The organism is Pseudomonas sp. IT-P395 (assembly GCF_949767675.1).
Classification (GTDB): Bacteria; Pseudomonadota; Gammaproteobacteria; order Pseudomonadales; family Pseudomonadaceae; genus Aquipseudomonas.
In genome coordinates this window covers 194,743-221,153 of record NZ_CATKPW010000003.1, presented here as the reverse complement: position 1 = coordinate 221,153, position 26,411 = coordinate 194,743, and the positions used below count along the sequence as shown (strand labels likewise).

22 protein-coding genes are annotated in these 26,411 nt (G+C 60.2%); 12 read left to right on the top strand and 10 right to left on the bottom strand.

Annotated elements, in window-relative coordinates:
- Nucleotides 1-103: 103 nt before the first annotated feature.
- Nucleotides 104-1,579, bottom strand: coding sequence for an inorganic phosphate transporter (locus tag ACM6IN_RS03355; protein ID WP_007917114.1), 1,476 nt, complete (start codon nucleotides 1,577-1,579; stop codon nucleotides 104-106).
- A gap of 374 nt (nucleotides 1,580-1,953) precedes the next feature.
- Nucleotides 1,954-2,154, bottom strand: a complete 201-nt coding sequence (locus ACM6IN_RS03350; RefSeq protein WP_008080067.1) for a hypothetical protein — start codon at nucleotides 2,152-2,154, stop codon at nucleotides 1,954-1,956.
- A gap of 650 nt (nucleotides 2,155-2,804) precedes the next feature.
- Between ACM6IN_RS03350 and pcaR the strand changes: the two genes are divergently transcribed.
- The 11 genes from pcaR (at nucleotide 2,805) to pcaC (ending at nucleotide 13,787) form a co-directional block, all read left to right on the top strand.
- Complete coding sequence (pcaR, locus tag ACM6IN_RS03345; protein WP_007917109.1) at nucleotides 2,805-3,647, top strand: pca regulon transcriptional regulator PcaR; 843 nt, start codon at nucleotides 2,805-2,807, stop codon at nucleotides 3,645-3,647.
- A gap of 294 nt (nucleotides 3,648-3,941) precedes the next feature.
- Complete coding sequence (locus ACM6IN_RS03340) at nucleotides 3,942-5,288, top strand: MFS transporter (RefSeq protein ID WP_007917107.1); 1,347 nt, start codon at nucleotides 3,942-3,944, stop codon at nucleotides 5,286-5,288.
- A 250-nt stretch (nucleotides 5,289-5,538) separates the two neighbouring features.
- Complete coding sequence (locus ACM6IN_RS03335; RefSeq protein WP_007917105.1) at nucleotides 5,539-6,396, top strand: CoA transferase subunit A; 858 nt, start codon at nucleotides 5,539-5,541, stop codon at nucleotides 6,394-6,396.
- Nucleotides 6,393-7,175 (top strand): CoA-transferase subunit beta, encoded by a 783-nt coding sequence (locus ACM6IN_RS03330; RefSeq protein ID WP_176472360.1) that lies wholly within the window; start codon nucleotides 6,393-6,395, stop codon nucleotides 7,173-7,175. The genes ACM6IN_RS03335 and ACM6IN_RS03330 overlap by 4 nt, the downstream gene beginning before the upstream one ends.
- Entirely contained in the window at nucleotides 7,172-8,377 is a 1,206-nt protein-coding gene (pcaF, locus tag ACM6IN_RS03325; protein WP_414915403.1) for a 3-oxoadipyl-CoA thiolase, read from the top strand. The genes ACM6IN_RS03330 and pcaF overlap by 4 nt, the downstream gene beginning before the upstream one ends.
- Before the next feature lie 36 nt (nucleotides 8,378-8,413).
- Nucleotides 8,414-9,118 carry a protocatechuate 3,4-dioxygenase subunit beta gene (gene pcaH / locus ACM6IN_RS03320; RefSeq protein ID WP_007917099.1) on the top strand — a complete coding sequence of 235 codons (705 nt, stop codon included), beginning with the start codon at nucleotides 8,414-8,416 and terminating at the stop codon, nucleotides 9,116-9,118.
- Nucleotide 9,119: 1 nt separating this feature from the next.
- On the top strand, nucleotides 9,120-9,686 hold the full coding sequence (gene pcaG / locus ACM6IN_RS03315) for a protocatechuate 3,4-dioxygenase subunit alpha (RefSeq protein ID WP_414915402.1): 567 nt from the start codon (nucleotides 9,120-9,122) through the stop codon (nucleotides 9,684-9,686).
- A 187-nt stretch (nucleotides 9,687-9,873) separates the two neighbouring features.
- Nucleotides 9,874-11,169: an MFS family transporter gene (locus tag ACM6IN_RS03310; RefSeq protein ID WP_414915401.1), complete on the top strand. Its 1,296-nt coding sequence runs from the start codon at nucleotides 9,874-9,876 to the stop codon at nucleotides 11,167-11,169.
- Nucleotides 11,170-11,215: 46 nt separating this feature from the next.
- Complete coding sequence (locus ACM6IN_RS03305; RefSeq protein ID WP_007917095.1) at nucleotides 11,216-12,580, top strand: 3-carboxy-cis,cis-muconate cycloisomerase; 1,365 nt, start codon at nucleotides 11,216-11,218, stop codon at nucleotides 12,578-12,580.
- A 12-nt stretch (nucleotides 12,581-12,592) separates the two neighbouring features.
- A complete protein-coding gene (gene pcaD / locus ACM6IN_RS03300; RefSeq protein ID WP_095113834.1) occupies nucleotides 12,593-13,381 on the top strand; it encodes a 3-oxoadipate enol-lactonase in 789 nt (262 codons plus the stop codon).
- A gap of 13 nt (nucleotides 13,382-13,394) precedes the next feature.
- Nucleotides 13,395-13,787, top strand: coding sequence for a 4-carboxymuconolactone decarboxylase (gene pcaC / locus ACM6IN_RS03295; RefSeq protein ID WP_095113833.1), 393 nt, complete (start codon nucleotides 13,395-13,397; stop codon nucleotides 13,785-13,787).
- Nucleotides 13,788-13,918: 131 nt separating this feature from the next.
- Here pcaC and ACM6IN_RS03290 read toward each other — a convergent pair whose 3' ends face one another.
- The 5 genes from ACM6IN_RS03290 to ACM6IN_RS03270 all read right to left on the bottom strand — a co-directional run bounded on the left by ACM6IN_RS03290 (nucleotide 13,919) and on the right by ACM6IN_RS03270 (nucleotide 22,459).
- Nucleotides 13,919-14,722 (bottom strand): methyltransferase domain-containing protein, encoded by an 804-nt coding sequence (locus tag ACM6IN_RS03290; protein WP_414915400.1) that lies wholly within the window; start codon nucleotides 14,720-14,722, stop codon nucleotides 13,919-13,921.
- A 267-nt stretch (nucleotides 14,723-14,989) separates the two neighbouring features.
- Complete coding sequence (locus tag ACM6IN_RS03285; RefSeq protein WP_414915399.1) at nucleotides 14,990-16,249, bottom strand: OprD family porin; 1,260 nt, start codon at nucleotides 16,247-16,249, stop codon at nucleotides 14,990-14,992.
- 442 nt (nucleotides 16,250-16,691) lie between these two features.
- Nucleotides 16,692-18,152 carry an efflux RND transporter outer membrane subunit EmhC gene (emhC, locus tag ACM6IN_RS03280; RefSeq protein ID WP_007917089.1) on the bottom strand — a complete coding sequence of 487 codons (1,461 nt, stop codon included), beginning with the start codon at nucleotides 18,150-18,152 and terminating at the stop codon, nucleotides 16,692-16,694.
- On the bottom strand, nucleotides 18,149-21,298 hold the full coding sequence (gene emhB / locus ACM6IN_RS03275; protein WP_007917083.1) for an efflux RND transporter permease subunit EmhB: 3,150 nt from the start codon (nucleotides 21,296-21,298) through the stop codon (nucleotides 18,149-18,151). The genes emhC and emhB overlap by 4 nt, the downstream gene beginning before the upstream one ends.
- Nucleotides 21,299-21,301: 3 nt before the next feature.
- Entirely contained in the window at nucleotides 21,302-22,459 is a 1,158-nt protein-coding gene (locus tag ACM6IN_RS03270) for an efflux RND transporter periplasmic adaptor subunit (protein ID WP_007917081.1), read from the bottom strand.
- A 266-nt stretch (nucleotides 22,460-22,725) separates the two neighbouring features.
- Here ACM6IN_RS03270 and emhR point away from each other — a divergent pair, with 266 nt between their 5' ends.
- Nucleotides 22,726-23,358 carry an efflux system transcriptional repressor EmhR gene (emhR, locus tag ACM6IN_RS03265; RefSeq protein ID WP_414915398.1) on the top strand — a complete coding sequence of 211 codons (633 nt, stop codon included), beginning with the start codon at nucleotides 22,726-22,728 and terminating at the stop codon, nucleotides 23,356-23,358.
- Nucleotides 23,359-23,732: 374 nt separating this feature from the next.
- Here the strand turns inward: emhR and ACM6IN_RS03260 are convergent, their stop codons facing one another.
- Genes ACM6IN_RS03260 through ACM6IN_RS03250 form a run of 3 tightly spaced genes read right to left on the bottom strand, consistent with a single transcriptional unit; the run spans nucleotide 23,733 to nucleotide 26,314 of the window.
- Nucleotides 23,733-24,782 carry an alkene reductase gene (locus tag ACM6IN_RS03260; protein ID WP_122845029.1) on the bottom strand — a complete coding sequence of 350 codons (1,050 nt, stop codon included), beginning with the start codon at nucleotides 24,780-24,782 and terminating at the stop codon, nucleotides 23,733-23,735.
- 28 nt (nucleotides 24,783-24,810) lie between these two features.
- Nucleotides 24,811-25,977, bottom strand: a complete 1,167-nt coding sequence (locus ACM6IN_RS03255; RefSeq protein ID WP_007917078.1) for an MFS transporter — start codon at nucleotides 25,975-25,977, stop codon at nucleotides 24,811-24,813.
- A gap of 34 nt (nucleotides 25,978-26,011) precedes the next feature.
- Nucleotides 26,012-26,314, bottom strand: coding sequence for an ArsR/SmtB family transcription factor (locus tag ACM6IN_RS03250; protein WP_007917068.1), 303 nt, complete (start codon nucleotides 26,312-26,314; stop codon nucleotides 26,012-26,014).
- Nucleotides 26,315-26,411 lie beyond the last annotated feature (97 nt).

Sequence of the window (26,411 nt, the reverse complement as noted above, 5' to 3'; positions counted from 1 at the left end):
AACACCCGCAGCAACGGATATGCCCCCCCCCAATTCCAAACCCCCAAACACAAAAAAAGGCGCGATCCTCTCGAATCGCGCCTTTCTCATGTCCCGCTATCTATCAGCTACCCAGCGCCTTCGAAGCCAGCCAGAACAACCCAGCGGACAGCGCCACAGTCGCCGGCAAGGTCAACACCCAAGCCAACAGAATGGTGCGAACCGTTCCACCCTGCAGGCCGCTCTTGTTGGCGACCATGGTGCCCGCCACGCCCGAAGACAGCACGTGAGTGGTCGACACCGGCAGGCTGAAGATGTTGGCCATGCCGATCAAACTGGCAGTAGTGATCTGCGCGGACATGCCCTGGGAATAGGTCATGCCCTGCTTGCCGATCTTCTCGCCGATGGTCAGCACCACGCGTTTCCAGCCAACCATGGTGCCCAGGCCCAAGGCCAGTGCAACCGCCAGAATCACCCAGAACGGCGCGTATTCAGTGGTGGTGGTCAGGTCTTTGCGCAGCTTGTCGAGGTCAGCCTTTTCACGGGCTTCCAGGCCAGGCAGTTTGCCAACCTTCTTCGCGGTGTCGTCCAGGCAGAGCAGGTAGCGACGTACTTCGATGCGGCTTTCCGACGACAGCGAGTGGTAGTCCGCTACGCCTTTAAGCGTGTGCAGCAGGGCGCTGATGGTCGGTTCGGTCTGCTGCGGGTTGCAGCGGAATTTCTCCGGCAGGTCGCCTTCCACGCTCTTGCCCAAGGCCAGGAATTCACCCAGCGAATCGGCGTTGCGCTGGTAGAACTGGCTCAGGTGCAGGGTCGCATCGCGGGTGCGTTCGATCTGATACGTGGTGCTGTTCAGGTCGAGGACGAACTGCGCCGGGACGATACCGATCAGCACCAGCATGATCAGGCCGATGCCTTTCTGACCATCGTTGGAGCCGTGCACGAAGCTCACGGCCATGGCCGAGATCACCAGGACCAGACGGTTCCAGAACGGTGGATGCTTCTTGTCGTCGATCTTGCGGCGCTGTTCCGGTGTCTTGTGCATCTTCGACAGCGGACGCCACCATTTCAGGCCGATCAGAATCAGCGCGGCGATCAGGAAGCCGGCCATTGGCGAGAACACCAGCGAGGCGCCAATGTCGATCGCTTTCTGCCAGTTCACGCCGTCGGCCAACGGAATGTCGTTGATCAGGGCGTTGGCCAGGCCGACACCGAGGATCGAGCCGATCAAGGTGTGCGAGCTGGAAGCCGGGATACCGAAGTACCAGGTGCCCAGGTTCCAGGCGATTGCCGCGGCGAGCAACGAGAACACCATCGCCAGGCCATGGCCGGTGTTCACATTGATCAGCAGTTCAACCGGCAGCAAATGGACAATGGCATACGCCACGCCAACGCCGCCCAGCAGCACGCCGAGGAAATTGAACACACCGGAAAAGAACACCGCCAGGTGGGGCGGCATGGCTTTGGTGTAGATAACAGTGGCTACCGCGTTAGCGGTGTCATGAAATCCATTGATGAACTCGAAGGCGAGGACAAACGTCAGGGCGAGCAAGAGGCTCACAAGCACCCAAGCATCCAGTCCGCTGAATAAATCGATCATGAAGGTTTTCTGACCCGGTCGTAAGGGGGCGCGATTATGCCAGAAAAGACTGGAAATCGATCCCCTACCTGCTCATCGGTTACACACTTCTTCGATTTAATTTGTTGCAGCGCATGAAAACCCAGCGCAGCGCAGGGTTTTTCAAGTCATTGATTTATATAGTAAAAGGCTCATTTCGCAGGCGATTTCATCGTCGCGGAGAGGTCTCGAACGCTTGTCTGAAATATCTGTGAAACCTGTAGGACGCCCGTCCTCAGTCTGCCAGATCGGATGATGGCCGCTGCCCGCGGGTAGCGGGCGCGCAAGGCATCGTCGTTCCACCGCGCTTGTAACCGGTGTGGACGTAAAACCTTCAACGATCGAAAAACTGTGGCTCAAGGCTCTTCGGCTTTGAGTTCCTTTTCGATCTTTTCGATTTCTTGCTTGAAGACCTGATCCTGAACGGTCGGGCGTTTACGCCACGCTTTGCGTTCCGGTTCGGGCTGAGCGGCGTAGGTGGTGACTTCCCCGCCGTAAACTTCCTTGTAACGTTGTTCCTGGCGCTCAAGTTCCGCGCGCAGTTCGTCTTTCGTCACAGTGCTACCTGTATGAGTTGAGTTAAGTGTCTGGTGAAACGCACTGCAACGAATCGATTGAACGAAGCCACCGAGCATCCAGCACCTGAACAGGCATTGGTGTAATCGGTGGGGCGATCAAGACTTCCGTGTTACAGGCGGCTACGGCACCAGATAAAAACTGACGCAGCATCAGTTTCCTGTTTCAGCGAGCGCAGGCGTTGCATGAGTGATGCGCGTCAGGCGCTGGCCGGGCTGTTGGCGATGGACATCGCCGCAGCGGGTGACGACCTCTGCGTTTAAAAACGAGGTGCCACTGAGGTGCATTATAGCGGTCGATTCAGGAATGACTATCTTTGCCAAGTTAAAAACGGTTCTGAATGTGTGATTGTTTTGTGACTCGCAACTTTTCTCGCTAGTTGAAGTGCAGACGCCCACTATTTAGCGAGCGATCTGTTTTTGGCGCCATTTAGTCGAACAACTAAGGCCGTGATTCAGATAAAAGCCAAAGTTCAGCCGAACCCTTGGAGCGTCGACGCGAGCCGCATGGCTGATTGCGATTATCGGCCCGCGGTTCGATAATCGCCCAATCTTGCAGGTCCGACGCTTGTGCATTTGTTGGCGAGCCGCTTGTATAGCCCATTGATCCGTGCCGGATAAAAGGACAAGAAATGAACGATCAAATGCGCAACTCTTTCACCTCCGTGGCGCCGCCGATCGTCGCCTCGCCGGCCAAACGCATCCAGGCGTTGACCGGTGATCCGGACTTCATGACCTCGCTGGCCCGGGGCTTGGCGGTGGTGCAGGCGTTTCAGGAGCGCAAGCGTCATCTGACCATCGCCCAAATCAGTCACCGCACGGAAATTCCTCGCGCCGCCGTGCGCCGGTGTCTGCATACGCTGATCAAACTCGGCTACGCCACCACCGACGGGCGCACCTATTCGTTGCTGCCCAAAGTGCTGACCCTCGGCCACGCGTATCTGTCGTCGACGCCGTTGGCGGTGTCCGCCCAGCCCTACCTCGACCGCATGAGCGAGCAACTGCACGAAGCCTGCAACATGGCCACGCTTGAAGGCGACGACATTCTCTACATCGCGCGTTCGGCGACCACCCAACGGCTGATATCGGTGGATCTGTCGGTGGGCGGTCGGTTGCCGGCGTATTGCACATCGATGGGCCGGATTCTGCTGGCAGCCCTCGACGATACGTCGTTGCGTGAGTACCTCGATCACGCCGAACTGGTCGCCAAGACCAGTCGCACGATCCATACCCCTGATGCGTTGCTCGAATGTCTGCAGGAAGTGCGGCAGCAAGGCTGGTGCATTGTCGATCAGGAACTGGAACAAGGCCTGCGTTCGATTGCCGTGCCGGTCTACGATGCCTCGGGCCAAGTGGTGGCGGCGCTCAACGTCAGTACCCACGCCGGTCGCGTCAGTCGGACCGAGCTGGAGCAGCGCTTCCTGCCGGGCTTGCTCAGTGCCAGTCGCGACCTCAGCGCACAGCTGTTCGCCTGATGAAGCTGTTCGATAAACGCACAGTGTTGCGTTTATCGAATTGACGCTAAAACCCTCGGATCATTAATGTCGCGGCAGCGTCATCCGGCGCTGATGTGAATGAGCCCGCCGGACTGTCGACTCCCATAATAATGACAAGAGGCAACTCACCATGCGCACGCTCTCCGACTGTCTCCGCTCCACCCGCTGTTGCCGGGTTTCCCGCAACGCCTGATCCAGACCTTCTATTCTCGTGACCGTGCCTCTCTCTGGCCGGCCGCCGTTCGACTGCGTTTTTTGCGTGGAATAAAAATAATGAACCAGCCTCAGTCCGCTGTAGGTAACTGCCTCGACGTGCAGACCTTCATCAATGCCCAACCGATCTCGCGCTATCAGTGGCGGGTGGTGATCTTGTGTTTCCTGATTGTCTTTCTCGATGGCCTCGACACCGCCGCGATGGGCTTCATTGCCCCGGCGCTGTCGCAGGACTGGGGCATCGACCGCGCCAGTCTTGGCCCGGTGATGAGTGCGGCGTTGATCGGTATGGTCTTTGGCGCACTGGGTTCCGGTCCATTGGCTGACCGCTTCGGGCGAAAAGTCGTACTCGTCGGCGCTGTGGTGCTGTTCGGTGCCTTCAGCCTGGCGTCGGCCTACAGCACCAACGTCGAACAACTGTTGGTGTTGCGTTTCCTCACCGGTCTGGGTCTGGGCGCCGGCATGCCCAACGCCACCACGCTGCTCTCGGAATACACCCCGGAGCGCAAGAAATCGCTGCTGGTGACCAGCATGTTCTGCGGTTTCAACCTCGGTATGGCCGGTGGCGGGTTTATTTCCGCCAAGCTGATCCCCGCGTTCGGCTGGCACAGCCTGCTGCTGATCGGCGGGATCTTGCCGCTGATCCTCGCCGTGGTGCTGCTGTTCTGGCTGCCGGAATCGGCGCGCTACCTTGTAGTCCGCAATCGTGGCACTGACAAAATCCGCAAAACCCTGGCGCCGATTGATCCGCTCACTGTGGCCCAGGCTTCCAGCTTCAGCGTGCCGGAACAGAAAACCGTCAAGGCGCGAAACGTGTTCGCGGTGATTTTCTCCGGTACTTACAGCACTGGCACCTTGCTGCTGTGGCTGACCTATTTCATGGGCTTGGTGATCGTTTACCTGCTGACCAGTTGGCTGCCGACGCTGATGCGTGACAGTGGCGCGAGCATGGAACAAGCCGCGTTTATCGGTGCGTTGTTCCAGTTTGGCGGGGTGTTGAGTGCGGTGGCGGTGGGCTGGGCCATGGACCGCTTCAATCCGCACAAGGTCATCGGCACGTTCTACCTGCTGGCCGGGGTGTTTGCCTACGCGGTGGGGCAGAGCCTGGGCAATATCACGTTGCTGGCGACGTTGGTGCTGGTGGCGGGGATGTGCGTGAACGGTGCGCAGTCGGCGATGCCGTCACTGGCGGCGCGGTTTTATCCGACCCAAGGGCGGGCGACCGGGGTCTCGTGGATGCTGGGGATTGGCCGCTTTGGCGCGATTCTCGGGGCGTGGATGGGCGCGACGTTGTTGGGCCTGGGCTGGAATTTCGAGCAGGTGCTGACGGCGTTGGTGATTCCGGCGGCGTTGGCCACCACGGCGGTGCTGATCAAAGGCATGGTCAGTCATGCGGATGCGACCTGATATTTCGATGTAAAGCGAAAAGATCGTAGCCTTCGACAGCTCCTACATGTGAACGCGTAACCCTGTAGGAGCTGCCGAAGGCTGCGATCTTTGAACCGATAGGTTGACAACAATCTGTTCGATAAACGAACACTCAGTCGATTATCGGATTGTTTGGTGATTTTCCCAGGCTTAATCTTCAGTCACTCCGGCGCTGAACCTCGCGCCTTTTTATCACTGGCGATTCATTACAAAAACAGGAGCCCGCTCCATGGCTGAGATCCTTTCGCTGCACGACGCGGTGAAGCAATTCGTCAATGACGGTGACACCGTCGCACTCGAAGGCTTCACTCACCTGATCCCTACAGCAGCGGGTCATGAAATCATTCGTCAGGGCAAGAAAGATCTGACACTGGTGCGGATGACGCCTGACCTGATCTACGACCAACTGATCGGTGCCGGTTGTGCCCGCAAATTGATTTTCTCCTGGGGCGGCAACCCTGGCGTGGGTTCGCTGCACCGTCTGCGTGATGCGGTCGAGAAGCAATGGCCGCACGCTCTCGAAATCGAAGAGCACAGCCACGCCGACCTGGCCAATGCCTACGTCGCCGGCGCCTCCGGCCTACCGTTCGCGGTGCTGCGAGCCTACGCCGGTTCCGACCTGCCAAAGGTCAATCCGCTGATCAAAACCGTGACCTGCCCGTTCACCGGTGAAGTGTTGGCGGCGGTGCCGTCGGTGCGTCCGGACGTGACCGTGATCCACGCACAGAAAGCCGACCGCCAGGGCAACGTGTTGCTGTGGGGCATTCTTGGTGTGCAGAAAGAAGCCGCACTGGCCGCCAAGCGCTGCATCGTCACGGTTGAAGAAATCGTCGATGACCTCAACGCGCCGATGAACTCTTGTGTATTGCCGACCTGGGCCTTGAGCGCGGTCTGCCATGTTCCCGGCGGCGCACATCCTTCCTACGCCCACGGTTACAACGAGCGCGACAATCGTTTCTATCAGGCGTGGGATCCGATCGCCCGAGACCGTGAGACGTTTACTGCGTGGATCAACGAATACATCCATGGCTGCGCTGACTTCAGCGCGTTCCAGGCCAAGTTGGCCGCTGCTTCGGAGGCCAAATAATGACTTACACCACCAATGAAATGATGACCGTCGCCGCGGCCCGTCGCCTGAAGAACGGCTCGGTGTGCTTCGTCGGCATCGGCCTGCCGTCGAAAGCCGCCAACCTTGCGCGCCTGACTTCTTCGCCGGACGTGGTGCTGATCTACGAATCGGGTCCGATTGGCGCCAAGCCAAGTGTGCTGCCGCTGTCGATCGGTGACGGCGAACTCGCTGAAACCGCTGACACCGTCGTACCGACCGGCGAGATTTTTCGCTACTGGTTGCAGGGCGGGCGTATCGACGTCGGTTTTCTCGGCGCCGCGCAGGTCGACCGTTTCGGCAACATCAACACCACCGTGGTCGGCGATTACTTCTCGCCGAAAGTGCGTCTGCCAGGTGCCGGTGGCGCGCCGGAAATTGCCGGTTCGGCGAAAAGCGTGTTGATCATCCTTAAACAGTCGGCGCGTTCGTTCGTCGACAAACTCGATTTCATCACCTCGGTCGGTCACGGCGAGGGCGGTGATTCGCGCAAACGTCTGGGCCTGCCGGGCGCCGGTCCGGTCGGGATCATCACCGACCTGTGCATCATGGAGCCGGAAGAGGGCACCCACGAATTTGTGGTCACCGCACTGCATCCGGGCGTAACCCGCGAGCAAGTGGTCGCGGCCACCGGTTGGGCGGTTCGTTTTGCTGACAACGTCGAAACCACCGCTGAACCGACCGACGTCGAACTGACGGCGCTGCGCGATCTCGAAGCGCGCACGGCCGCCGCCCACGGCCAGGCACCGGGAGAAGCATGATGCGTGAAGTCTATATCTGCGACGCGGTTCGCACCCCGATCGGCCGTTTCGGCGGCGGTTTGTCTGCCGTTCGCGCCGACGACCTGGCCGCTGTGCCGATCAAGGCCCTGATGGAACGCAATCCGTCGGTGGACTGGAGCGCCATCGACGAAGTGTTCCTCGGTTGCGCCAACCAGGCCGGCGAAGACAACCGCAACGTCGCGCGCATGGCGCTGCTGTTGGCAGGCCTGCCGGACAGCGTGCCGGGCGTGACCCTCAATCGTCTTTGCGCTTCGGGCATGGATGCGATCGGCACGGCATTCCGTGCCATCGCCAGCGGCGAGATGGAGCTGGCGATTGCCGGCGGTGTCGAGTCGATGTCCCGCGCGCCGTTTGTGATGGGCAAGGCTGACGCAGCGTTTTCGCGCAACATGAAGCTGGAAGACACCACCATCGGCTGGCGTTTCATCAACCCGTTGATGAAGGCGCAGTACGGCGTCGACGCGATGCCACAGACCGCCGATAACGTCGCCGACGACTATAAAGTCTCGCGCGCCGATCAAGACGCTTTTGCCCTGCGCAGCCAGCAACGTACCGCCGCTGCGCAGGCTGCTGGCTACTTCGCTGAAGAAATCGTCGAAGTGCGGATTGCCCACAAAAAGGGCGAAACCGTGGTTAGCCAGGATGAACATCCTCGCGCCGACACGACCCTCGAAGCGCTGACCAAGCTGAAACCGGTCAACGGCCCGGACAAAACCGTCACCGCCGGCAATGCCTCCGGCGTTAACGACGGTGCCGCCGCGCTGATTCTGGCTTCCGCCGAAGCCGTAAAAAAACATGGCCTGACCGCCCGCGCCAAAGTGCTCGGCATGGCTAGTGCTGGTGTCGCCCCTCGGGTGATGGGCATCGGCCCGGTGCCAGCGGTGCGCAAATTGATCGAGCGCCTCGGCGTCGCGGTCAGCGATTTCGACGTGATCGAACTCAACGAAGCGTTTGCCAGCCAAGGTTTGGCGGTACTGCGTGAACTGGGTCTGGCGGATGACGCCGCGCAGGTCAATCCGAATGGCGGCGCGATCGCCCTCGGTCATCCGTTGGGCATGAGCGGTGCGCGTCTGGTGCTGACCGCGCTGCATCAGCTTGAAAAGATTCAAGGCAAGAAAGGTCTGGCGACCATGTGCGTCGGTGTCGGCCAAGGTCTGGCCCTGGCCATCGAACGCGTCTGACGCAAGCCGTGACGAAAAAGAACAGAGGAAAGCGACATGTCTGACAAGCCTGGTTACCGTCGTCCGCAGGAAGGCACTCAGCCTGAGTACCTGCACCCGACGTATCAATCCACCAACCTGCGCTCGCCGTCGAAGCCGTTGGTGTTTCTGCCGCACTCGCTGTCGGAAATCACCGGGCCGACCATCGGCGCCGAGCACGTGGGCGACACCGATAATGACCTGACCGCGCAGCACGAAGGCGAGCCGCAGGGCGAACGCATCATCATTCACGGCCGCGTGCTCGATGAAAATGGTCTGCCGGTGCCGGGGATTCTGGTGGAGATCTGGCAGGCCAACGCTGCCGGCCGCTACAACCACAAGCGCGACCTGCACGACGCGCCGCTGGACCCGAATTTCACCGGCACCGGCCGCACCGTCACCGACGCCGACGGCTGGTATCAATTCCAGACCATCAAACCCGGCGCCTACCCGTGGGGCAACCACCACAACGCCTGGCGCCCGGCGCACATCCACTTTTCGCTGTTCGGGCCGAGCATCCTCACCCGTCTGGTCACGCAAATGTATTTCCCGGGCGATCCGCTGCTGGCCTACGACCCGATCTACAACTGCGTGCCGGATACTTCGGCCAAGGAACGCCTGATCGCCAGTTTCGATCTGGAAAAAACCATTCCGTCCTACGCCCTCGGTTATCGCTGGGACATCGTGCTGCGCGGGCGTGAAGCCACGCCGATGGAGAAATAAGATGACGCTGACTGCGACCACGTCCCACACCGTCGGGCCGTACTACCACATCGGTCTGACCTGGCTGAACCGTGAAGACCTCACCGTCGAACAGACTCTGGGCGAACGCGTGGCGATCACCGGGCAAGTGGTGGATGGCAACGGCGATGTCGTCAACGACGCCATGCTCGAAGTCTGGCAGGCCAACGCCGCCGGCAAGTACGACCACCCGGAAGACGAGCAGGACAAACCGCTCGATCCGCACTTTGAAGGTTTTGGCCGGGTGCCGGTGGATGCAGAAGGGCGCTTCCGCTTCACCACGATCAAGCCGGGCACGGTTGAAGGGCTGAAGGGTTCGACCCAGGCGCCGCATCTGGTGGTGCTGGTGTTTGCCCGTGGCCTGGTGAAGCACTTGCTGACGCGGATCTACTTTGAGGGCGAGCCGGCCAACGTTGATGATCCGTTGCTCGAATGTGTGCCGGCTGAACGTCGCACGACCTTGCTGGCGAAAAAGGATGCGTCGGGTGTTTACCAGTGGAATGTGATTCTGCAGGGCACTGATGCCGAAACCGTGTTCTTCGATTACTGATCGCTGACAACTGATCGTTCCCACGCTCTGCGTGGGAATGCCGCCATGGACGCTCCGCGTCCACTGTGACGCGGAGCGTCACCGGATGCGTTACCACGCGGAGCGTGGGAACGATCGATATAGGATGTGGAACGGGACTGTTGCAAAGTATGTCTAGACTCTCACTGTCCCTATCGAGTGAAAAACAATGACAACTACCACCTCCCATTACACCGGCGAAGAGCGCAGCAAGCGCATCTTTGCCATTGTCGGCGCCTCGTCCGGCAACCTCGTCGAATGGTTCGACTTCTACGTCTACGCCTTCTGCGCGATCTATTTCGCCCCGGCGTTTTTCCCCTCCGACAACCCGACGGTGCAACTGGTCAACACCGCTGGCGTGTTCGCTGCCGGCTTCCTGATGCGCCCGATTGGTGGCTGGATTTTTGGCCGGGTCGCCGACAAGCACGGGCGCAAGAATTCGATGCTCATCTCGATTCTGATGATGTGCTTCGGCTCGTTGCTGATCGCCTGCCTGCCGACCTATAAAGACATCGGCGTCTGGGCACCGGTCCTGCTGTTGTTCGCACGGTTGCTGCAAGGCCTGTCGGTCGGCGGCGAGTACGGCACCACCGCCACCTACATGAGCGAAGTCGCCCTCAAGGGCCAGCGCGGATTTTTCGCCTCGTTTCAGTATGTGACGCTGATCGGCGGGCAACTGCTGGCGGTGTCGCTGGTAGTGGTCCTGCAGCAGTTCCTCACCGAAGAAGACCTGCTTGCCTACGGCTGGCGGATTCCGTTTGTGGTCGGTGCGGTGGCGGCATTGATTTCGCTGTTTCTGCGTCGCAGTCTGAAAGAAACCACCAACAAGGAAACCCGCGAACACAAGGACGCCGGCAGCATTGCCGCGCTGTTCCGCGATCACAAAGCTGCGTTCATCACCGTGCTCGGCTACACCGCCGGTGGCTCGCTGATTTTCTACACCTTCACCACCTACATGCAGAAGTATCTGGTGAACACCGCCGGCATGCACGCCAAGACCGCCAGCTACATCATGACCGGCGCGCTGTTCCTGTATATGTGCATGCAGCCGCTGTTCGGCATGCTCGCCGACAAGATCGGTCGACGTAATTCGATGCTCTGGTTCGGCGCGCTCGGTACGCTGTTTACTGTGCCCATTCTGTTGAGCCTGAAAAGCGTCAGCAGCCCGTTCCTCGCGTTTGTGTTGATCACCGTGGCGCTGGCGATCGTCAGTTTCTACACCTCGATCAGCGGCCTGGTGAAAGCCGAAATGTTCCCGCCGGAGGTCCGCGCCCTTGGCGTTGGTCTGGCCTATGCGGTGGCGAATGCGATCTTCGGCGGTTCGGCGGAATTCGTCGCCCTGAGCCTGAAGAACATCGGCATGGAAAACTCCTTCTACTGGTACGTGACGGCGATGATGGCGATCGCTTTCCTGTTCAGTTTGCGCTTGCCGAAACAAGCGGCGTACTTGCACCACGATCTCTAACCCGAAGCGCGCGAGCCGTGATGGCCCGCGCCGGCAAGGACTGTTTATGACTCAGCGACCGGGCAATCAATTGTTCGATGCCTATTTCACTGCCCGCGATATGCGTGAAGTGTTCTGCGATCAGGGCCGCGTGCAGGCGATGCTCGACTTTGAAGCGGCGCTGGCCCGGGCCGAGGCGCGGGTTGGTTTGATTCCTTCCTCTGCGGTGGCACCGATTGCGACGGCTTGCAGTGCCGGTCTGTATGATTTCGCGGCACTGGGCGAGGCGATTGCCACAGCCGGCAATTCGGCGATTCCGCTGGTCAAGGCGTTGGGTAAACAGATTGCCGCGACCGATGCACAAGCCGAGCGTTATGTGCATTTGGGTGCGACCAGTCAGGACGTGATGGATTCCGGGCTGGTGCTGCAATTGCGGCAGGCGCTGGCACTGATTGAAAGCGATCTGGCGCAATTGGCCGATTCCCTCGCGGTTCAGGCGCAACGTCATGCCTCGACGCCGCTTGCCGGACGCACCTGGCTGCAACACGCGACGCCGGTAACCCTCGGCATGAAAATCGCCGGATGGTTGGGCGCTGTCACTCGCAGTCGTCAGCGTCTGCGCGAACTCAAACCGCGTTTGCTAGTGCTGCAATTCGGTGGTGCATCCGGGACCCTCGCCGCGTTGGGCGAACAGGCCTTGCCGATTGCCCAAGCGTTGGCCGAAGAACTGCAACTGACCTTGCCCGAACAACCGTGGCACACCCAGCGTGATCGCGTGGTCGAGTTCGGCGCAGTGCTCGGTTTGATCGCCGGCAGCCTCGGCAAATTCGGCCGCGACATCAGCCTGTTGATGCAGACCGAAGCAGCAGAAGTGTTCGAGCCATCGGCACCGGGCAAGGGTGGCTCGTCGACCATGCCGCACAAGCGCAATCCAGTGGGTGCAGCGGTGTTGATTGGCGCAGCGACGCGCGTGCCCGGTCTGGTCTCGACGCTGTTCAGCGCGATGCCGCAGGAGCACGAACGCAGCCTCGGCCTGTGGCATGCCGAATGGGAAACCTTGCCGGAGATTTGCTGCCTCGTTTCGGGGTCGCTGCAACAGGCTCGGTTACTCGCCGATGGACTGGAAGTCGATGCCGAGCGCATGGGCCGAAACCTTGAATTGACGCAGGGGCTGGTGCTGGCCGAAGCCGTGAGCATCGTCCTTGCCCAGCGTGTTGGCCGCGACACCGCGCATCATCTGCTTGAGCAATGCTGCAAACGCGCGGTGGCCGAACAACGCCATTTGCGCGCCGTGCTCGGTGACGAACCGCAAGTCACCGCCGAGTTGAGCAGCGCTGAACTCGATCAACTTTTGAACCCCGCCCATTACCTCGGTCAGGCGCAAGTCTGGGTCGAGCGTGCGGTGGCCGAACACAACGCATTGTCTGTCTGAAAGGAGAGGGCTGTGGCTTTCGTTCAACTCGCCGATGGCGAACTGCACTATCAAATCGAGGGCCCGGTCGATGCGCCGGTGCTGGTGCTGTCCAACTCGCTGGGCACTGATCTGCACATGTGGGACGCGCAGATGCCGGCATTTACCGAGCATTTTCGCGTGCTGCGTTTCGATACCCGTGGCCATGGCCAATCGCTGGTGACGCCGGGGCCTTACAGCATCGAACAACTGGGTTATGACGTGCTCGGTCTGCTGGATGCACTGCACATCGAGCGCGCGCATTTCTGCGGGCTGTCGATGGGCGGTCTGATCGGGCAGTGGCTGGGGATCAACGCTGGTCATCGTCTGCACAAGCTGATCGTCTGCAACACGGCGGCAAAAATCGGCGATCCGTCGGTGTGGAATCCACGCATCGAAACCGTGTTGCGTGACGGCGCGGCGGCGATGGTTGCCTTGCGTGATGCATCGATTGCCCGTTGGTTTACCCCGGATTTTTCCGCTGCACATCCGGCCGCAGCCAAGCAGATTACCGACATGCTCGCGGCCACTTCGCCTGAAGGTTATGCGGCCAACTGCGCGGCGGTGCGTGATGCCGATTTCCGCGAGCAACTGGCGTCGATCAACGTGCCGTTGTTGGTGATTGCCGGCACTGAAGACGCGGTGACGCCGCCGGCCGGTGGGCATTTCATTCAGGAGCATGTACGCGGTGCCCAGTACGCCGAGTTCTACGCGGCGCACCTGTCCAACGTGCAGGCTGGCGCGGATTTCAGTGATCGTGTGTTGGCGTTTCTAAACGCCTGATAAGGGGATTTTCGTGGACGAGAAACAACGTTACGACGAAGGCATGCAAGTGCGCCGCGCGGTGCTCGGTGATGCGCATGTCGATCGCAGCCTGACCACGCTGACCGAGTTCAACTCGGAGTTTCAGGAGATGATCACCCGGCATGCCTGGGGCGATATCTGGACGCGTCCGGGTTTGCCTCGGCATACCCGCAGCCTGATCACCATCGCCATGCTGATCGGCATGAACCGCGAAGGCGAGCTGAAACTGCACCTGCGTGCGGCGGCCAATAATGGTGTGAGCCGGAGCGAGATCAAGGAAGTGATCATGCAGAGCGCGATCTACTGCGGGATTCCGGCGGCGAATGCGACGTTTCATCTGGCTGAATCGGTTTGGGATGAGCTAGGAGTCGAATCCCGGGAGTGATGTTGCCTGAGCTGACGCCATCGCTGGCAAGCCAGCTCCCACAGGTTTTTCAGGTGTGCACAAAATCTGTGTTCGCTGAAAATCCCTGTGGGAGCTGGCTTGCCAGCGATAGCAATAGTGGCCGCGACCAATCAAACCGTGGCAACAATAAATATCCGCTTGAACGCAAACAACGTATGCCCGTCCGCTTCCTGCGGATAATGCTCATGCACCCGCATCAGGTAGTGATAAATAAACCGCGTCTGTTCCGCTGAATTCAGCGCCTGCATCACCGGCCGCAGCGCCGAGACCTTCACCCAGTCATACACCGGCGATTTACCGTCGACTACCTGCAACTGCTCGGTCTCCCAGATATCCAGCGACGAGGTCAGCGGCGCGAGCAAACGGTAGTAATCCTCCAGTGCCAACAACGGCCGTGCGGCCATGCGCTGACGCAGTTCTGGTGTGCCTATTGGCGTGCCGCCGGGGCCGCCGTCTTCGAGGGTGTCGAGCATCAGCCGATACCACAGCGCATCGCGCCAGTCCGGCATGTGCGCCGCCAGACAACCGCCGGGATTCAGATAACCGAGCAGGTGCGGCAGCAGCGTTTCATGGCCCCCGATAAAGTGCAGTACGGCGGCAGCGAGCAGCAGATCCGCTGGCTGCTCCGGCCGCCAGTCGAGCAGATCGCAACACTTCCACTGCGCCCGGATCGGCAGACAGCGCGCTTCATCGAGCATCTGCGTGGAGCTGTCGACGCCCTGCAACTGCGCGCGCGGCCAGCGTTCGGCCAGCAACTGCGTGGCAATGCCGGTGCCGCAGCCAAGGTCGTAAATACGTTGCGGGTTCGGCAGGTCGACACGGTCGAGCAATTCATGGACTGGGCGTTGCCTGAGACGGGAAAACTGCTGGTACGCCTTGGCGTCCCAGTCGGGTGTTGCAAGACGAGAGATCATTGAGGGGGTCCTCCGGTGATCGTTGGTGTCTTCCGATGACAACCTGGCTCCCAGCTTGAGGACCGACTACGACGACGGAAGCGGAAAGGTGAAGCACCTGAGTCCTTCAGGTTTTGTCACTTTACCTGCCGACCGGCAAAGTGCCACTTCTCCTGACCAGTGGCGAGAATTCCAATGTAGAGCTGCCGCAGGCTGCGATCTTTTGATCTTGTTTTTAAGATCAAAAGATCGCAGCCTGCGGCAGCTCCTACAGGGGTGGATCGGTGTTTAGAGGAGGCTGATCGGGTAGCTGACGATCAAGCGGTTCTCGTCGAACTCGTTGTTGCTGAAGTCCCGGCGCATGGTCGAGTTGCGCCACCGGACGTTGAGATCCTTCAGCGCGCCGCTCTGCACGGTGTAGCCCAGTTCCGATTCGCGGCCCCATTCCTTACCGTCGGTGATCGTCCCGGTGTGCACGTTGTCGCCGCTGATATAGCGGTTCATCAGGGTCAGGCCGGGGATGCCCATCGCCACGAAGTTGTAGTCATGGCGCACTTGCCAGGAGCGTTCCTGCGCATTGTCATAACTGGCGTTGTAGCTGTCGTTGGCCAGCGTGCCGCCGCTGGTGCCGTTGACCCGCATCCAGGCGCTGTCGCCAGTGAGTTTCTGCAGGCCGACGTAGAAGGTGTTGCCGCCGTACTTCGCCGAGAACATGCCCGACCAGGTCTTGTTGTCGAGATCGCCGGCGCGGGCGCTACCATCGTCCTTGCCATAGAAGAAGCCGAGGTTAGCGCCGAGGGTCCAGTCGCCGAGTGGCTGGCTGTGGATCAGGTTGACGTACTGTTGGCTGTAGATGTCCTTGAGTTCGGCGTTCCACAAGCCGATCTGTGTGCGTTTTTCGTTGAAAGCGTATTCACCGCCCTGAAAGTTGAAGCGATCAGAGGTGAACGCCGCTTTGCCGGTCATCGACATGTCGCTCATGCTGCTGTCGTCGCGCGGGCTGTTGGCGCGGAACTGACCGCCGTAGAGGGTCAGGCCGTCGATTTCTTTCGAGGTAATCTGCCCGCCACGAAAGGTCTGCGGCAGCGAGCGGCCGTCGTCCGAACGCAGGATTGGCAGCACCGGCATCCACTCGCCGACCTTCACTTCGGTCTGCGAAAGCTTGGCTTTGAAGGCGACGTTGGTGCGGCCGAAGTTGTCCGCTGGGCGTCCATCGCGATCCAGTGGCAGCAATTGGGTGCCGCCGGTGCCTTTGCCGCCATCGAGCTTCACCGAATACAAGCCGAGCACGTCCAGGCCGAAACCGACGGTGCCTTGGGTGAAGCCGGATTTCGCGTCGAGGATGAAGCTCTGCGTCCACTCTTCAGCCTTGCCCTGAGCTTTGGTCGGGTTGGTGAAATTGCGGTTGATGTAGAAGTTGCGCAGGTTCAGGTTGACCTTGGCCCCTTCGATGAAACCGGCCTCTTCAGCCGCAGCGGGCAGCGCCGCGCCGGCCAGGGCCAGGACGATCAGACCGGGAAATGCGTAAGGCGCAGGGGAGGTTGTCATAGCTGGGGTCTCTCTTGTTTTTTTAAGGCGAACGGGTGCGCTGCGGCCGTTTTTTACGGTGCAGAAATGCGATGAATTCAGGGGGTGAAGCGACGGCGGTCAGCCGGTCGGAGCAGGGCGCGGGAGCATGGTGTCGAACCTGTTGTTATTGGTTTTGTTGATCGAATGGTGCGGGGGGCGGTGGTGGGGATTCAATCGGCGGAAGCGGTTTTTGGGCGATTATCGAACGCAAGATTTGCTCGGGGTTTTGGGTGAATGGGAGGGCCTCATCGCTGGCAAGCCAGCTCCCACAGGTTTTTGTGTCGTTCACAATGTTGGGTACACCACAGAACATTGTGGGAGCTGGCTTGCCAGCGATGGGGCCAGCCCAGACACCACAACTTTCAGACAGGCAACAAAAAGCCCACCAATCGGTGGGCTCCTTGTGTTCACCTGATGATGATCAGAACAACTTCATCTTCGGCGCTTCTTCTTTCAGTGGTTCGTTCTGCGCGGTTTGCGCATTCCAGCCGCCACCCAAGGCCTTGTACAGGTTGACCGCACTGGTCAGCTGCGCGAGGCGGTCGGTGATCAGCGCTTGTTGCGCGCTGAACAGCTGACGCTGGGCATCGAGGAAGGTCAGGTTGCTGTCGACACCGATGCGGTAGCGGCGCTCGGCCAGGCGGTAGTAATCCTGGTTGGCCTGCACGAAGTCACGCTGCGCTTGCAGCTGTTCGGTGTAGGTCTGGCGGGCGGCGAGGCCGTCGGCGACTTCCTGGAAGGCCGTTTGAATGGACTTCTCGTAGTTCGCCACGCCAATGTCCTTCTGGATCTTGGCGTAGTCGAGGCTGGCGCGCAGGCTGCCGGCGTTGAAGATCGGCAGGTTGATCTGCGGCTGGAACAGCCACGTCCCCGAACCACCCTTGAACAAACCGGACAGATCCGGGCTCAGGCTACCCGCGTTGGCGGTCAGGCTGATGCTCGGGAAGAACGCTGCACGGGCCGCGCCGATGTTGGCGTTGGCCGCTTTCAGGTTGTACTCGGCCTGCAGAATGTCCGGACGACGTTGCAGCAGATCCGAAGGCAGCCCCGGCGGTACGTCGCTGAGCAGGTCATCCGCCAGCGGCTTGGCCGTTTGCAGATTGGCCGGAATACCGGTGCCGAGCAGCAGGGTCAGGCTGTTTTCGTCCTGGGCCACTTGGCGGGTGTAACGCGCCAGTTGTGCCCGGGCGTTCTCGACCGAGGTGCGCGACTGCGCCAGATCCAGCGCCGAAGCGACACCGACTTCGTTGCTGCGGCTGGTCAGCTTGTAGCTTTCTTCGAAGGCACCGAGGGTGTCTTGGGTCAGCTTGAGCAGTTCCTTGTCCGCTTGCCAGGTCAGGTAAGCGTTGGCGACGCTGGCGACCAGACTGATCTGGGTGCTGCGGCGTGCTTCTTCAGTGGCGAAGTATTGTTGCAGCGCTTGCTCGCTCAGGCTACGAACGCGACCGAACAGGTCGAGTTCATAAGCGCTGATGCCGACGGTGGCGGAATACGAACTGCTGATCATCGAGTCGCCAGTCGTCGACGCGCGAGCCGGCAGACGTTGACGGCTGCCGCTGGCATTGGCCGAAACCGCCGGGAACAGGTCGGCGCGCTGGATGCGGTATTGAGCCGCATAGGCGTCGATGTTCAACGCCGCGACACGCAGGTCGCGGTTGTTTTCCAGCGAAACCTGGATCAGCTGTTGCAGCGCCGGGTCGTGGAAAAACTGCTTCCAGCCTTGCTCGGCAGCGGCCTGCGCCGGAGCCTGGGCCGGCGAGTACGCCGGCCCCTGCGGGTACTGACCTGCGACCGGAGCCTCAGGCTGCTGATAGTCAGGTATCAGCGAGCAACCGCTCAGCACGAAGGCGGCGACTGCGATGGAGAGTAGCGACTTGCTCATTGGCCAGCCTCTTTAGGAGTTTCAGTAGCCTCATCCTCGTCAGCGATTTTACGCTGGCCCAGGGACGAAACCGTAACGAAGAACAGTGGGACCCAGAAGATCGCCAGGATCGTGGCCGTGAGCATACCGCCAATCACGCCCGTACCGATCGCATGTTGACTGCCTGAACCGGCGCCGGTGGAGATCGCCAACGGTACAACACCGAGGACGAAGGCCAGCGAGGTCATGATGATCGGTCGCAGACGCATGCGGCAGGCTTCAATCGCCGCATCCCGCAGGCTGCGTCCCTGTTCATGCAGTTCCTTGGCGAACTCGACGATCAGAATGGCGTTTTTAGCTGCCAGACCGATGGTCGTCAACAGCCCCACCTGGAAGTACACGTCGTTGGACAGACCGCGCAGGCTGGTGGCCAGCAGCGCACCGATGATCCCCAGCGGCACCACGAGCATAACCGCGATCGGAATCGACCAGCTTTCGTACAGCGCCGCCAGACACAGGAACACCATCAGCAGCGACAGGGCGTACAGCGCCGGCGCTTGCGAGCCGGACAGACGTTCCTCATAAGACAGACCGGTCCAGGAGATACCGACACCCGCCGGCAGCTTCTTGGCAATCGCTTCGACTTCGGCCATCGCATCACCGGTGGAGTAACCCGGCGCCGGAGAACCGAGGATCTCCATCGCTTCTACACCGTTGTAACGCGCCAGTTTCGGCGATCCGTAGATCCACTCGCCCTTGGCGAACGCGGAGAACGGCACCATGGTCCCGGCGCTGTTGCGCACGTACCACTTCTTCAAGTCTTCAGGGCTCATGCGAGCACCGGCCTGACCTTGCACGTACACCTTCTTCACCCGACCACGGTCGATGAAGTCGTTGACGTAGCTACTACCGAAGGAGATCGACAGCGTGCTATTGATGTCGGCAATGCTCACGCCGAGGGCCTGGGCCTTCTGATCGTCGATTTCCAGGTGGTATTGCGGCTCGTCGTTCAGGCCGTTCGGACGCACCTGATAGAGCACCTTGCTCTGCGCTGCCAGACCGAGGAACTGGTTGCGCGCTTCCATCAGTTTTTCGTGACCGATACCGGCGCGGTCCTGCAGGAACACGTCGAAACCGGTGGCGTTACCCAATTCCAGTACCGCTGGCGGGGCGAAAGCAAACACCATCGCGTCGCGGAAGCTGAAGAAGTGTTGCTGCGCACGCTGGGCGAGGGCGAACACGCTGTTGCTCGCGTCACGCTCGTCCCACGGTTTGAGCATGATGAACGCCAGACCCGAACTCTGACCGCGACCGGCGAAGTTGAAGCCGTTCACGGTAAACACCGAGGCGACCGCGCCGGATTCTTTCTCCAGCAGGTAGGAACGCATTTCGTCGATCACGACTTGCGTACGTTCGGCACTGGAACCGGCCGGGGTTTGCACCTGGGCGAACAGTACGCCCTGGTCTTCTTCCGGCAGGAACGCGGTCGGAATACGGGTGAACAGCCAGATCATGCCAACAACGATCAGCAGATACGCCAGCAGATACGGGGCTTTGCGCGACAGCATGTTGCCAACGCCGCGCTCGTAGCTGCGAACGCCACGGTCGAAGTTACGGTTGAACCAGCCGAAGAAGCCTTTTTTCGGTGTGCCGTGCTCGCCTTTCGGAATCGCCTTGAGCATGGTTGCGCACAGCGCCGGGGTGAAGATCAGCGCGACCAGTACCGACAGGGCCATGGCCGAGACGATGGTGATCGAGAACTGCTTGTAGATCACACCGGTGGAACCGCTGAAGAACGCCATCGGCAACAGTACCGCCGACAGAACCAGAGCAATACCGACCAGTGCGCCCTGGATCTGGCCCATTGACTTCTTGGTCGCTTCCTTCGGTGACAAGCCTTCTTCGCTCATCACCCGCTCGACGTTTTCCACCACGACGATGGCGTCGTCCACCAGCAAGCCGATGGCCAGCACCATACCGAACATGGTCAGGGTGTTGATGCTGAAACCGAACGCCGCGAGGATGCCGAACGTACCGAGCAATACCACCGGCACGGTCATCGTGGTGATGACGGTGGCGCGGAAGTTCTGCAGGAACAGGAACATCACCAGGAACACCAGCACGATCGCTTCGACCAGGGTTTCAACCACACCTTTGATCGATTCGGTTACCACCGGGGTGGTGTCGTACGGGAACACCACTTCCATGCCTTGCGGGAAGAACGGCTTGAGTTCGTCAATCGTCTTGCGCAGGGCTTTGGCGGTGTCGAGGGCGTTGGCACCGTTGGCCAGTTTCACCGCCAGACCGGACGATGGCTTGCCGTTGAACTGTGCCGAGATGGTCGAGTTCTCACCGCCCAGACCGACATCGGCGACGTCGCCGACGCGCACTTGCGAGCCGTCCTGATTGACCTTGAGCAGAATCGCCTTGAACTGCTCGGCGGTCTGCAGACGGGTCTTGCCGATGATCGTCGCGTTTAATTGCTGGCCTGGCAGCGCCGGCAAACCGCCGAGCTGACCGGACGACACCTGAACGTTCTGCGCCGAGATGGCGGAGCTGACGTCAGCCGGGGTCAGGTTGTACTTGTTCAACTTGGCCGGATCGAGCCAGATGCGCATCGCGTACTGGGCACCGAAGACCTGGAAGTCACCGACACCGGCGGTCCGCGAAATCGGATCCTGCATGTTCGACACGATGTAGTTGGACAGGTCGTCCTTGGTCATGCTGCCGTCACGCGATACCACGCCGATGACCAAGAGGAAGTTTTTCACTGCCTTGGTCACGCGGATACCTTGTTGCTGCACTTCCTGCGGCAACAGCGGGGTGGCCAGGTTCAGCTTGTTCTGAACCTGTACCTGCGCGGTGTCGGAGTTGGTGCCTTGCTCGAAGGTCGCGGTGATGGTCATGCTGCCGTCGGAGTTACTTTCCGAGGACACATAACGCAGGTTGTCGATACCGTTGAGCTGCTGCTCGATCACCTGGACCACGGTGTCCTGCACGGTTTGCGCCGAAGCACCCGGGTAGGTCACGGAGATCGCAATGGCTGGCGGCGCAATGCTCGGGTACTGGTTGATTGGCAGTTTCAGGATCGAAAGTGCCCCGACCAGCATGATCACCAGGGCAATTACCCAAGCGAAAATCGGACGGTCGATGAAGAATTTTGACATGGATTACTCCCCTTTGCCGCCGGCGGCTTTGTCAGCTGCCTGAGCGGGGGCCGGGTTCTTGTTGCCTACGTTAGTGGCTTCGGACGGGTTGACCTGAACACCTGGGCGCACGTACTGCAGGCCTTCGGTGATCAAGCGATCGCCGGCCTTCAGGCCGTCTTCGATCAGCCACTGGCTGCCGACAGTGCGGCTGGCCTTGAGCTGACGCAGTTCAACCTTGTTGTCGGGGCCGACGACCAGTGCGGTCGGAGTGCCTTTGAGGTCGCGGGTCACGCCTTGTTGCGGTGCCAGAATGGCGGCGGCGTTGACACCGGCCTGCAACTGGGCGCGGACGAACATGCCTGGCAGCAGGGTGTGATCCGGGTTCGGGAACACTGCACGCAGGGTCACCGAACCGGTAGTCGGGTCGACCGTGACTTCGGAGAATTCCAGCTTACCGTCGAGCTTGTACTGGCTGCCGTCTTCCAGGGTCAGTTTGACTGCTGCCGAGTTTTCGCCGGATTTTTGCAGACGACCGCTTTCCAGCTCACGGCGCAGTTCCAGCAGTTCAACCGAAGACTGGGTAACGTCAACGTAGATCGGGTCCAGTTGCTGGATCGTCGCCATTGCGTCGGCCTGACCATTGCTGACCAGTGCGCCTTCGGTGACTGAAGAACGACCGATGCGGCCGGAGATCGGCGCATAGACCTTGGTGTATTTCACGTTGATCTGCGCGCTCTGCAGCGACGCTTCCGATTCCATGCGGTTGGACACGGCCGTGTCGTATTCCTGACGGCTCACGGCCTGTTCGTCGACCAGTTGCTTGTAGCGGTCGGAGATCGACTTGGTCGAACGCAGGCTGGCTTCGGCGCTTTTCAGGGTCGCTTCATAGACCGCCGGATCGATCTGATACAGCTGTTGGCCGGCTTTGACATCGCCGCCTTCCTTGAACAGACGCTTGAGAATGATGCCGTTGACCTGCGGTCGAACTTCCGCAATACGGAACGCACTGGTGCGACCCGGCAGCTCGGAGGTGAGGGTAAAGGCTTGTGGTTGCAGGGTGACGACGCCGACCTGAGGCGGAGGAGCGGCCGGTGCCGCTTCTTCCTTTTTACATCCGCTGAGCAGCGATGCCAGGGCGACGGCAGTGACCAGAGCGGTAACAGCTGGCTTGAATTGCATGAAGATCCTCGGGTCAGGCGCGCAAAAAGCGCACAAGAAGTGTGTAAGGGTAAAAAAAGGATACCGGGTGGATAAGTAGCTTGCTAAGGAATATACTTACGTTCATGGTTGTTTGTAAATACCTTGGCGTCGTATCCACCCTGTTACAAAACTCGTCGCAAGGTTTGAAATTGTAGGCCGGGGAGCTGATCCGTGAGAGATCGCCCCCTCTTTATTCAGCGGATATTCAGCCATCCCTGAAACATCCTGTTTGAGGTTTTACTGTCATGGTCCGTCGTACCAAAGAGGAAGCTCAAGAAACCCGTAGCCAGATTCTGGAAGCGGCGGAGAAAGCCTTTTATGAAAGGGGCGTCGCTCGTACGACGTTGGCCGACATCGCGGCCTTGGCCGGGGTCACGCGCGGTGCCATTTACTGGCATTTCAGCAACAAGGCCGACCTGGTCCAGGCCATGCTGGATTCGCTGCGTGAGCCGCTGGATGAGTTGGCCAGGGCCAGCGAAAGCGAAGATGAACTCAATCCACTGGGCTGCATGCGCCAACTGCTGATTCATTTGTTTCATCAAGTTGCGTTGGACCCGAAAACCCGGCGTATCAACGAAATTCTGTTTCATAAGTGCGAGTTCACCGATGAAATGTGCGATTTGCGCCAGCAGCGCAGGGACGTCAGTCTCGATTGCAATGAGCGCATCGCTCTGACGTTGCGTAATGCGGTAAATCGCGGCCAATTGCCGGAAGATCTCGACACTGCCCGTGCGGCCATCAGCATTCACAGCTATATCGATGGCCTTCTATATGGATGGCTTCTGGCGCCGGACAGCTTTGAGCTGCATGCCGAGGCCGAACGTTGGGTCGATACAGGGTTGGATATGCTGCGCCTGAGCCCCAGCCTGCGCAAATGAAACAAAATGCGTAATTGGCACAGCCTATGTCAATTGGCCTGCCTTTATATAGCTTCGCAGCGGGGGGAGTTTAAACGTAGCGAGCTACGCATTTTGTAGGGAATTTGTGTCTTCTGTGTGAATGAGTGTGAGCCGCTTGCCCTCACCCTAGCCCTCTCCCAGAGGGAGAGGGGACTGACCGAGGTGTTCTTGCAAGTTACACCGACCTGAAAAACCCAGTCGAACTCCGAATTTGAAAACTACACAAATCGGCCCCCTCTCCCTCGGGAGAGGGCTGGGGTGAGGGGCTGCGTACTCAGCCGCGCAATCAATCTCCCGGCGAACACAAAAAAGCCCCCGATTCTCTCAAGTCGGGGGCTTTATGTTTCTAGTGCTTACAGCGCTGGATAGTCGATATAACCCACCGGGCCTTTCGCATAGAACAACTCCGGACGCGCATCATTCAACGGCGCATCCGCCTTCAAGCGCGCCGGCAGATCCGGGTTGGCAATGAACGGCACACCAAACGCCACGGCATCAGCCTTGCCGCTGGCCAGCCACTCATTAGCGCTGTCCTTGGTGAAGCGTTCGTTGGCGATGTACGGGCCGCCAAAGGCTTCTTTCAGTTGCGGGCCGAGGCTGTCGGCGCCTTCTTTCTCACGGGAGCAGATGAACGCGATGCCGCGTTTGCCCAGCTCACGAGCCACGTAAGTGAAGGTTTCTGCCAGGTTGTCGTCGCCCATGTCATGGGAGTCGGCGCGCGGTGCCAGGTGCACACCGACACGGCCGGCGCCCCAGACTTCGATCGCGGCGTCAGTCACTTCCAGCAGCAGGCGTGCACGGTTTTCCAGCGAGCCGCCGTAGTTGTCGGTGCGCTGGTTGGTGCTGCTTTGCAGGAATTGATCGAGCAGGTAACCGTTGGCGCCGTGGATTTCCACGCCGTCGAAACCGGCGGCCTTGGCGTTCTCGGCACCGGTGCGGTAGGCGTCGACAATGTCGGCGATTTCAGCGGTTTCCAGGGCACGCGGGGTTGGGTAGTCGGCCAGTGGGCGCACCAGGCTGACGTGACCTTTCGGCTGGATCGCGCTAGGTGCCACCGGTGCCTCACCGTTGAGGTACGACGGGTGCGAGACGCGACCGACGTGCCACAGTTGCAGGAAGATCTTGCCGCCAGCGCCGTGAATGGCTTTGGTCACGTTGGCCCAGCCGCGCACTTGATCGTTGGACCAGATGCCCGGGGTGTCCGGGTAGCCAACGCCCATCGGCGTCACCGACGTGGCTTCGCTGAGGATCAGGCCAGCGGAAGCACGCTGTACATAGTATTCAGCCATCAGCGCGTTCGGCACACGGCCTTCGTCGGCGCGGCAGCGAGTCAACGGGGCCATGATGATGCGGTTGGCCAGTTCGATGTCGCCCAGTTTGATCGGATCAAAAATAGTTGCCATGTCTACAACCCTCGTAGGTGAAAGTTAATCAGTTGGTAGCAGGGGCCAGATCGGCATTGCCGTTCTGACGGAAAGTAATCAGGGTCACCAGCAGAGCGAGCACGGCCAGCGCGGCGGCTGCGAGTGGCACGCTGGTCAGGCCGTAGCCGTGAGCGATGACACTGCCGCCGACCCAGGCGCCGAGGGCGTTGCCGACGTTGAAGGCGCCGATGTTCAGGGTCGAGACCAGATTCGGTGCGGCTTTGCCGAAGGTCACCACGTTGACTTGCAGCGCCGGTACGGCGGCAAAACACGCGGTGGCCCAGAGGAACAGGGTGATTTCGGTGGGGATCAGCGCGACGCTGGTCCAGGTCAGTACGGTCGAGACCACGGCCATGGCGATGAACACGCCGATCAGCGTCGCGGCCATGCCCTTGTCGGCGAGTTTGCCGCCGATGATGTTGCCGACAGTCAGGCCCAGGCCGATCAGCATCAGCGTCCAGGTCACGCCACGCGGCGACACACCGGTGACTTCGCCGAGCAGCGGGGCAACGTAGGTGAACAGGGTGAAGACGGACGCGGCGAACAGCGCGGTCATGCTCAGCGACAGCCAGATTCCGGCACCTTTGAGGGCGGCGAGCTCGGCGCGCATGTCGAGCTTCTCTTCGTCACGTTTGGCCGGCAGGAAACGGATCAGGCCGATCAGCGCAATCACACCAATGACGGTCACCGCCCAGAAGGTCGAGCGCCAGCCGTATTGCTGACCCAGCGCAGTGCCCAGCGGCACACCGAGGACGTTGGCCAGGGTCAGGCCGGTGAACATCAAGGCCACTGCCGAAGCGCGTTTATTCGCTGGCACCAGATTGGCCGCGACGACAGAACCGATGCCGAAGAACGCACCGTGGCACAGCGCAGTGATCACCCGGGCGAACATCAGCACGTTGTAATCGCTGGCAATCGCACAGAGCAGGTTGCCGACAATAAAAATGCCCATCAACGCCACCAGTGCTGCTTTACGCGGCAGTTTGGCCGTGGCCATCGCCATGAACGGCGCACCGATGGCCACGCCGAGGGCGTATCCGGTCACCAGCCAGCCGGCGCCGGGGATCGACACACCGAGGTCAGCCGCCACATTGGGCAGCAGGCCCATGATGACGAATTCGGTGGTGCCGATGGCGAAGGCGCTCAAGGCGAGGATGAGGAGCGAGAGGGGCATGCAGGTTTCCTTGTCGGCTGGCTGACGTTAAGGGTCAGAGCTCTTTACTGAGGGTGCTGAGGAACGCTTGGATCACGTCCTCGTTTCGTTTGAAAAAGTGCCATTGACCGGCCTTCTGGCTGCTGATCAGACCGGCGCGTTGCAACGTCGCGAGGTGTGCAGAAACGGTCGACTGCGACAAACCGCAGCGCTGATCGATCTGCCCGGCGCAGATGCCGTACTCGTGGTTGTGCAACTGTTCCGGAAATTCGTTCTTCGGGTCTTTCAGCCAGTTGAGGATGTCTCGCCGTACTGGGTGCGCCAGGGCTTTTATTATTTCGTCGAGGTCGAGGTTCATGGCAGGGTGCTCACAATGTGTACAACGCTATATCGCGATGTGGCGAAATATAAATCGTTAGATCGCGATACACCAATATGATTTTGATCTGACGCCA

Bases quoted from the DNA above. Each gene is read 5' to 3' on its own strand.
- pcaH (WP_007917099.1), top strand. From the start codon at position 8,414: ATGTCTGACAAGCCTGGTTACCGTCGTCCGCAGGAAGGCACTCAGCCT.
- emhR (WP_414915398.1), top strand. From the start codon at position 22,726: ATGGTCCGTCGTACCAAAGAGGAAGCTCAAGAAACCCGTAGCCAGATT.
- ACM6IN_RS03355 (WP_007917114.1), bottom strand. From the start codon at position 1,579: ATGATCGATTTATTCAGCGGACTGGATGCTTGGGTGCTTGTGAGCCTC.
- ACM6IN_RS03340 (WP_007917107.1), top strand. From the start codon at position 3,942: ATGAACCAGCCTCAGTCCGCTGTAGGTAACTGCCTCGACGTGCAGACC.
- ACM6IN_RS03255 (WP_007917078.1), bottom strand. From the start codon at position 25,977: ATGCCCCTCTCGCTCCTCATCCTCGCCTTGAGCGCCTTCGCCATCGGC.
- ACM6IN_RS03305 (WP_007917095.1), top strand. From the start codon at position 11,216: ATGACTCAGCGACCGGGCAATCAATTGTTCGATGCCTATTTCACTGCC.
- ACM6IN_RS03270 (WP_007917081.1), bottom strand. From the start codon at position 22,459: ATGCAATTCAAGCCAGCTGTTACCGCTCTGGTCACTGCCGTCGCCCTG.
- ACM6IN_RS03310 (WP_414915401.1), top strand. From the start codon at position 9,874: ATGACAACTACCACCTCCCATTACACCGGCGAAGAGCGCAGCAAGCGC.
- ACM6IN_RS03335 (WP_007917105.1), top strand. From the start codon at position 5,539: ATGGCTGAGATCCTTTCGCTGCACGACGCGGTGAAGCAATTCGTCAAT.
- ACM6IN_RS03260 (WP_122845029.1), bottom strand. From the start codon at position 24,782: ATGGCAACTATTTTTGATCCGATCAAACTGGGCGACATCGAACTGGCC.
- ACM6IN_RS03290 (WP_414915400.1), bottom strand. From the start codon at position 14,722: ATGATCTCTCGTCTTGCAACACCCGACTGGGACGCCAAGGCGTACCAG.
- emhC (WP_007917089.1), bottom strand. From the start codon at position 18,152: ATGAGCAAGTCGCTACTCTCCATCGCAGTCGCCGCCTTCGTGCTGAGC.
- ACM6IN_RS03285 (WP_414915399.1), bottom strand. From the start codon at position 16,249: ATGACAACCTCCCCTGCGCCTTACGCATTTCCCGGTCTGATCGTCCTG.
- pcaG (WP_414915402.1), top strand. From the start codon at position 9,120: ATGACGCTGACTGCGACCACGTCCCACACCGTCGGGCCGTACTACCAC.
- pcaF (WP_414915403.1), top strand. From the start codon at position 7,172: ATGATGCGTGAAGTCTATATCTGCGACGCGGTTCGCACCCCGATCGGC.
- emhB (WP_007917083.1), bottom strand. From the start codon at position 21,298: ATGTCAAAATTCTTCATCGACCGTCCGATTTTCGCTTGGGTAATTGCC.
- ACM6IN_RS03250 (WP_007917068.1), bottom strand. From the start codon at position 26,314: ATGAACCTCGACCTCGACGAAATAATAAAAGCCCTGGCGCACCCAGTA.
- pcaR (WP_007917109.1), top strand. From the start codon at position 2,805: ATGAACGATCAAATGCGCAACTCTTTCACCTCCGTGGCGCCGCCGATC.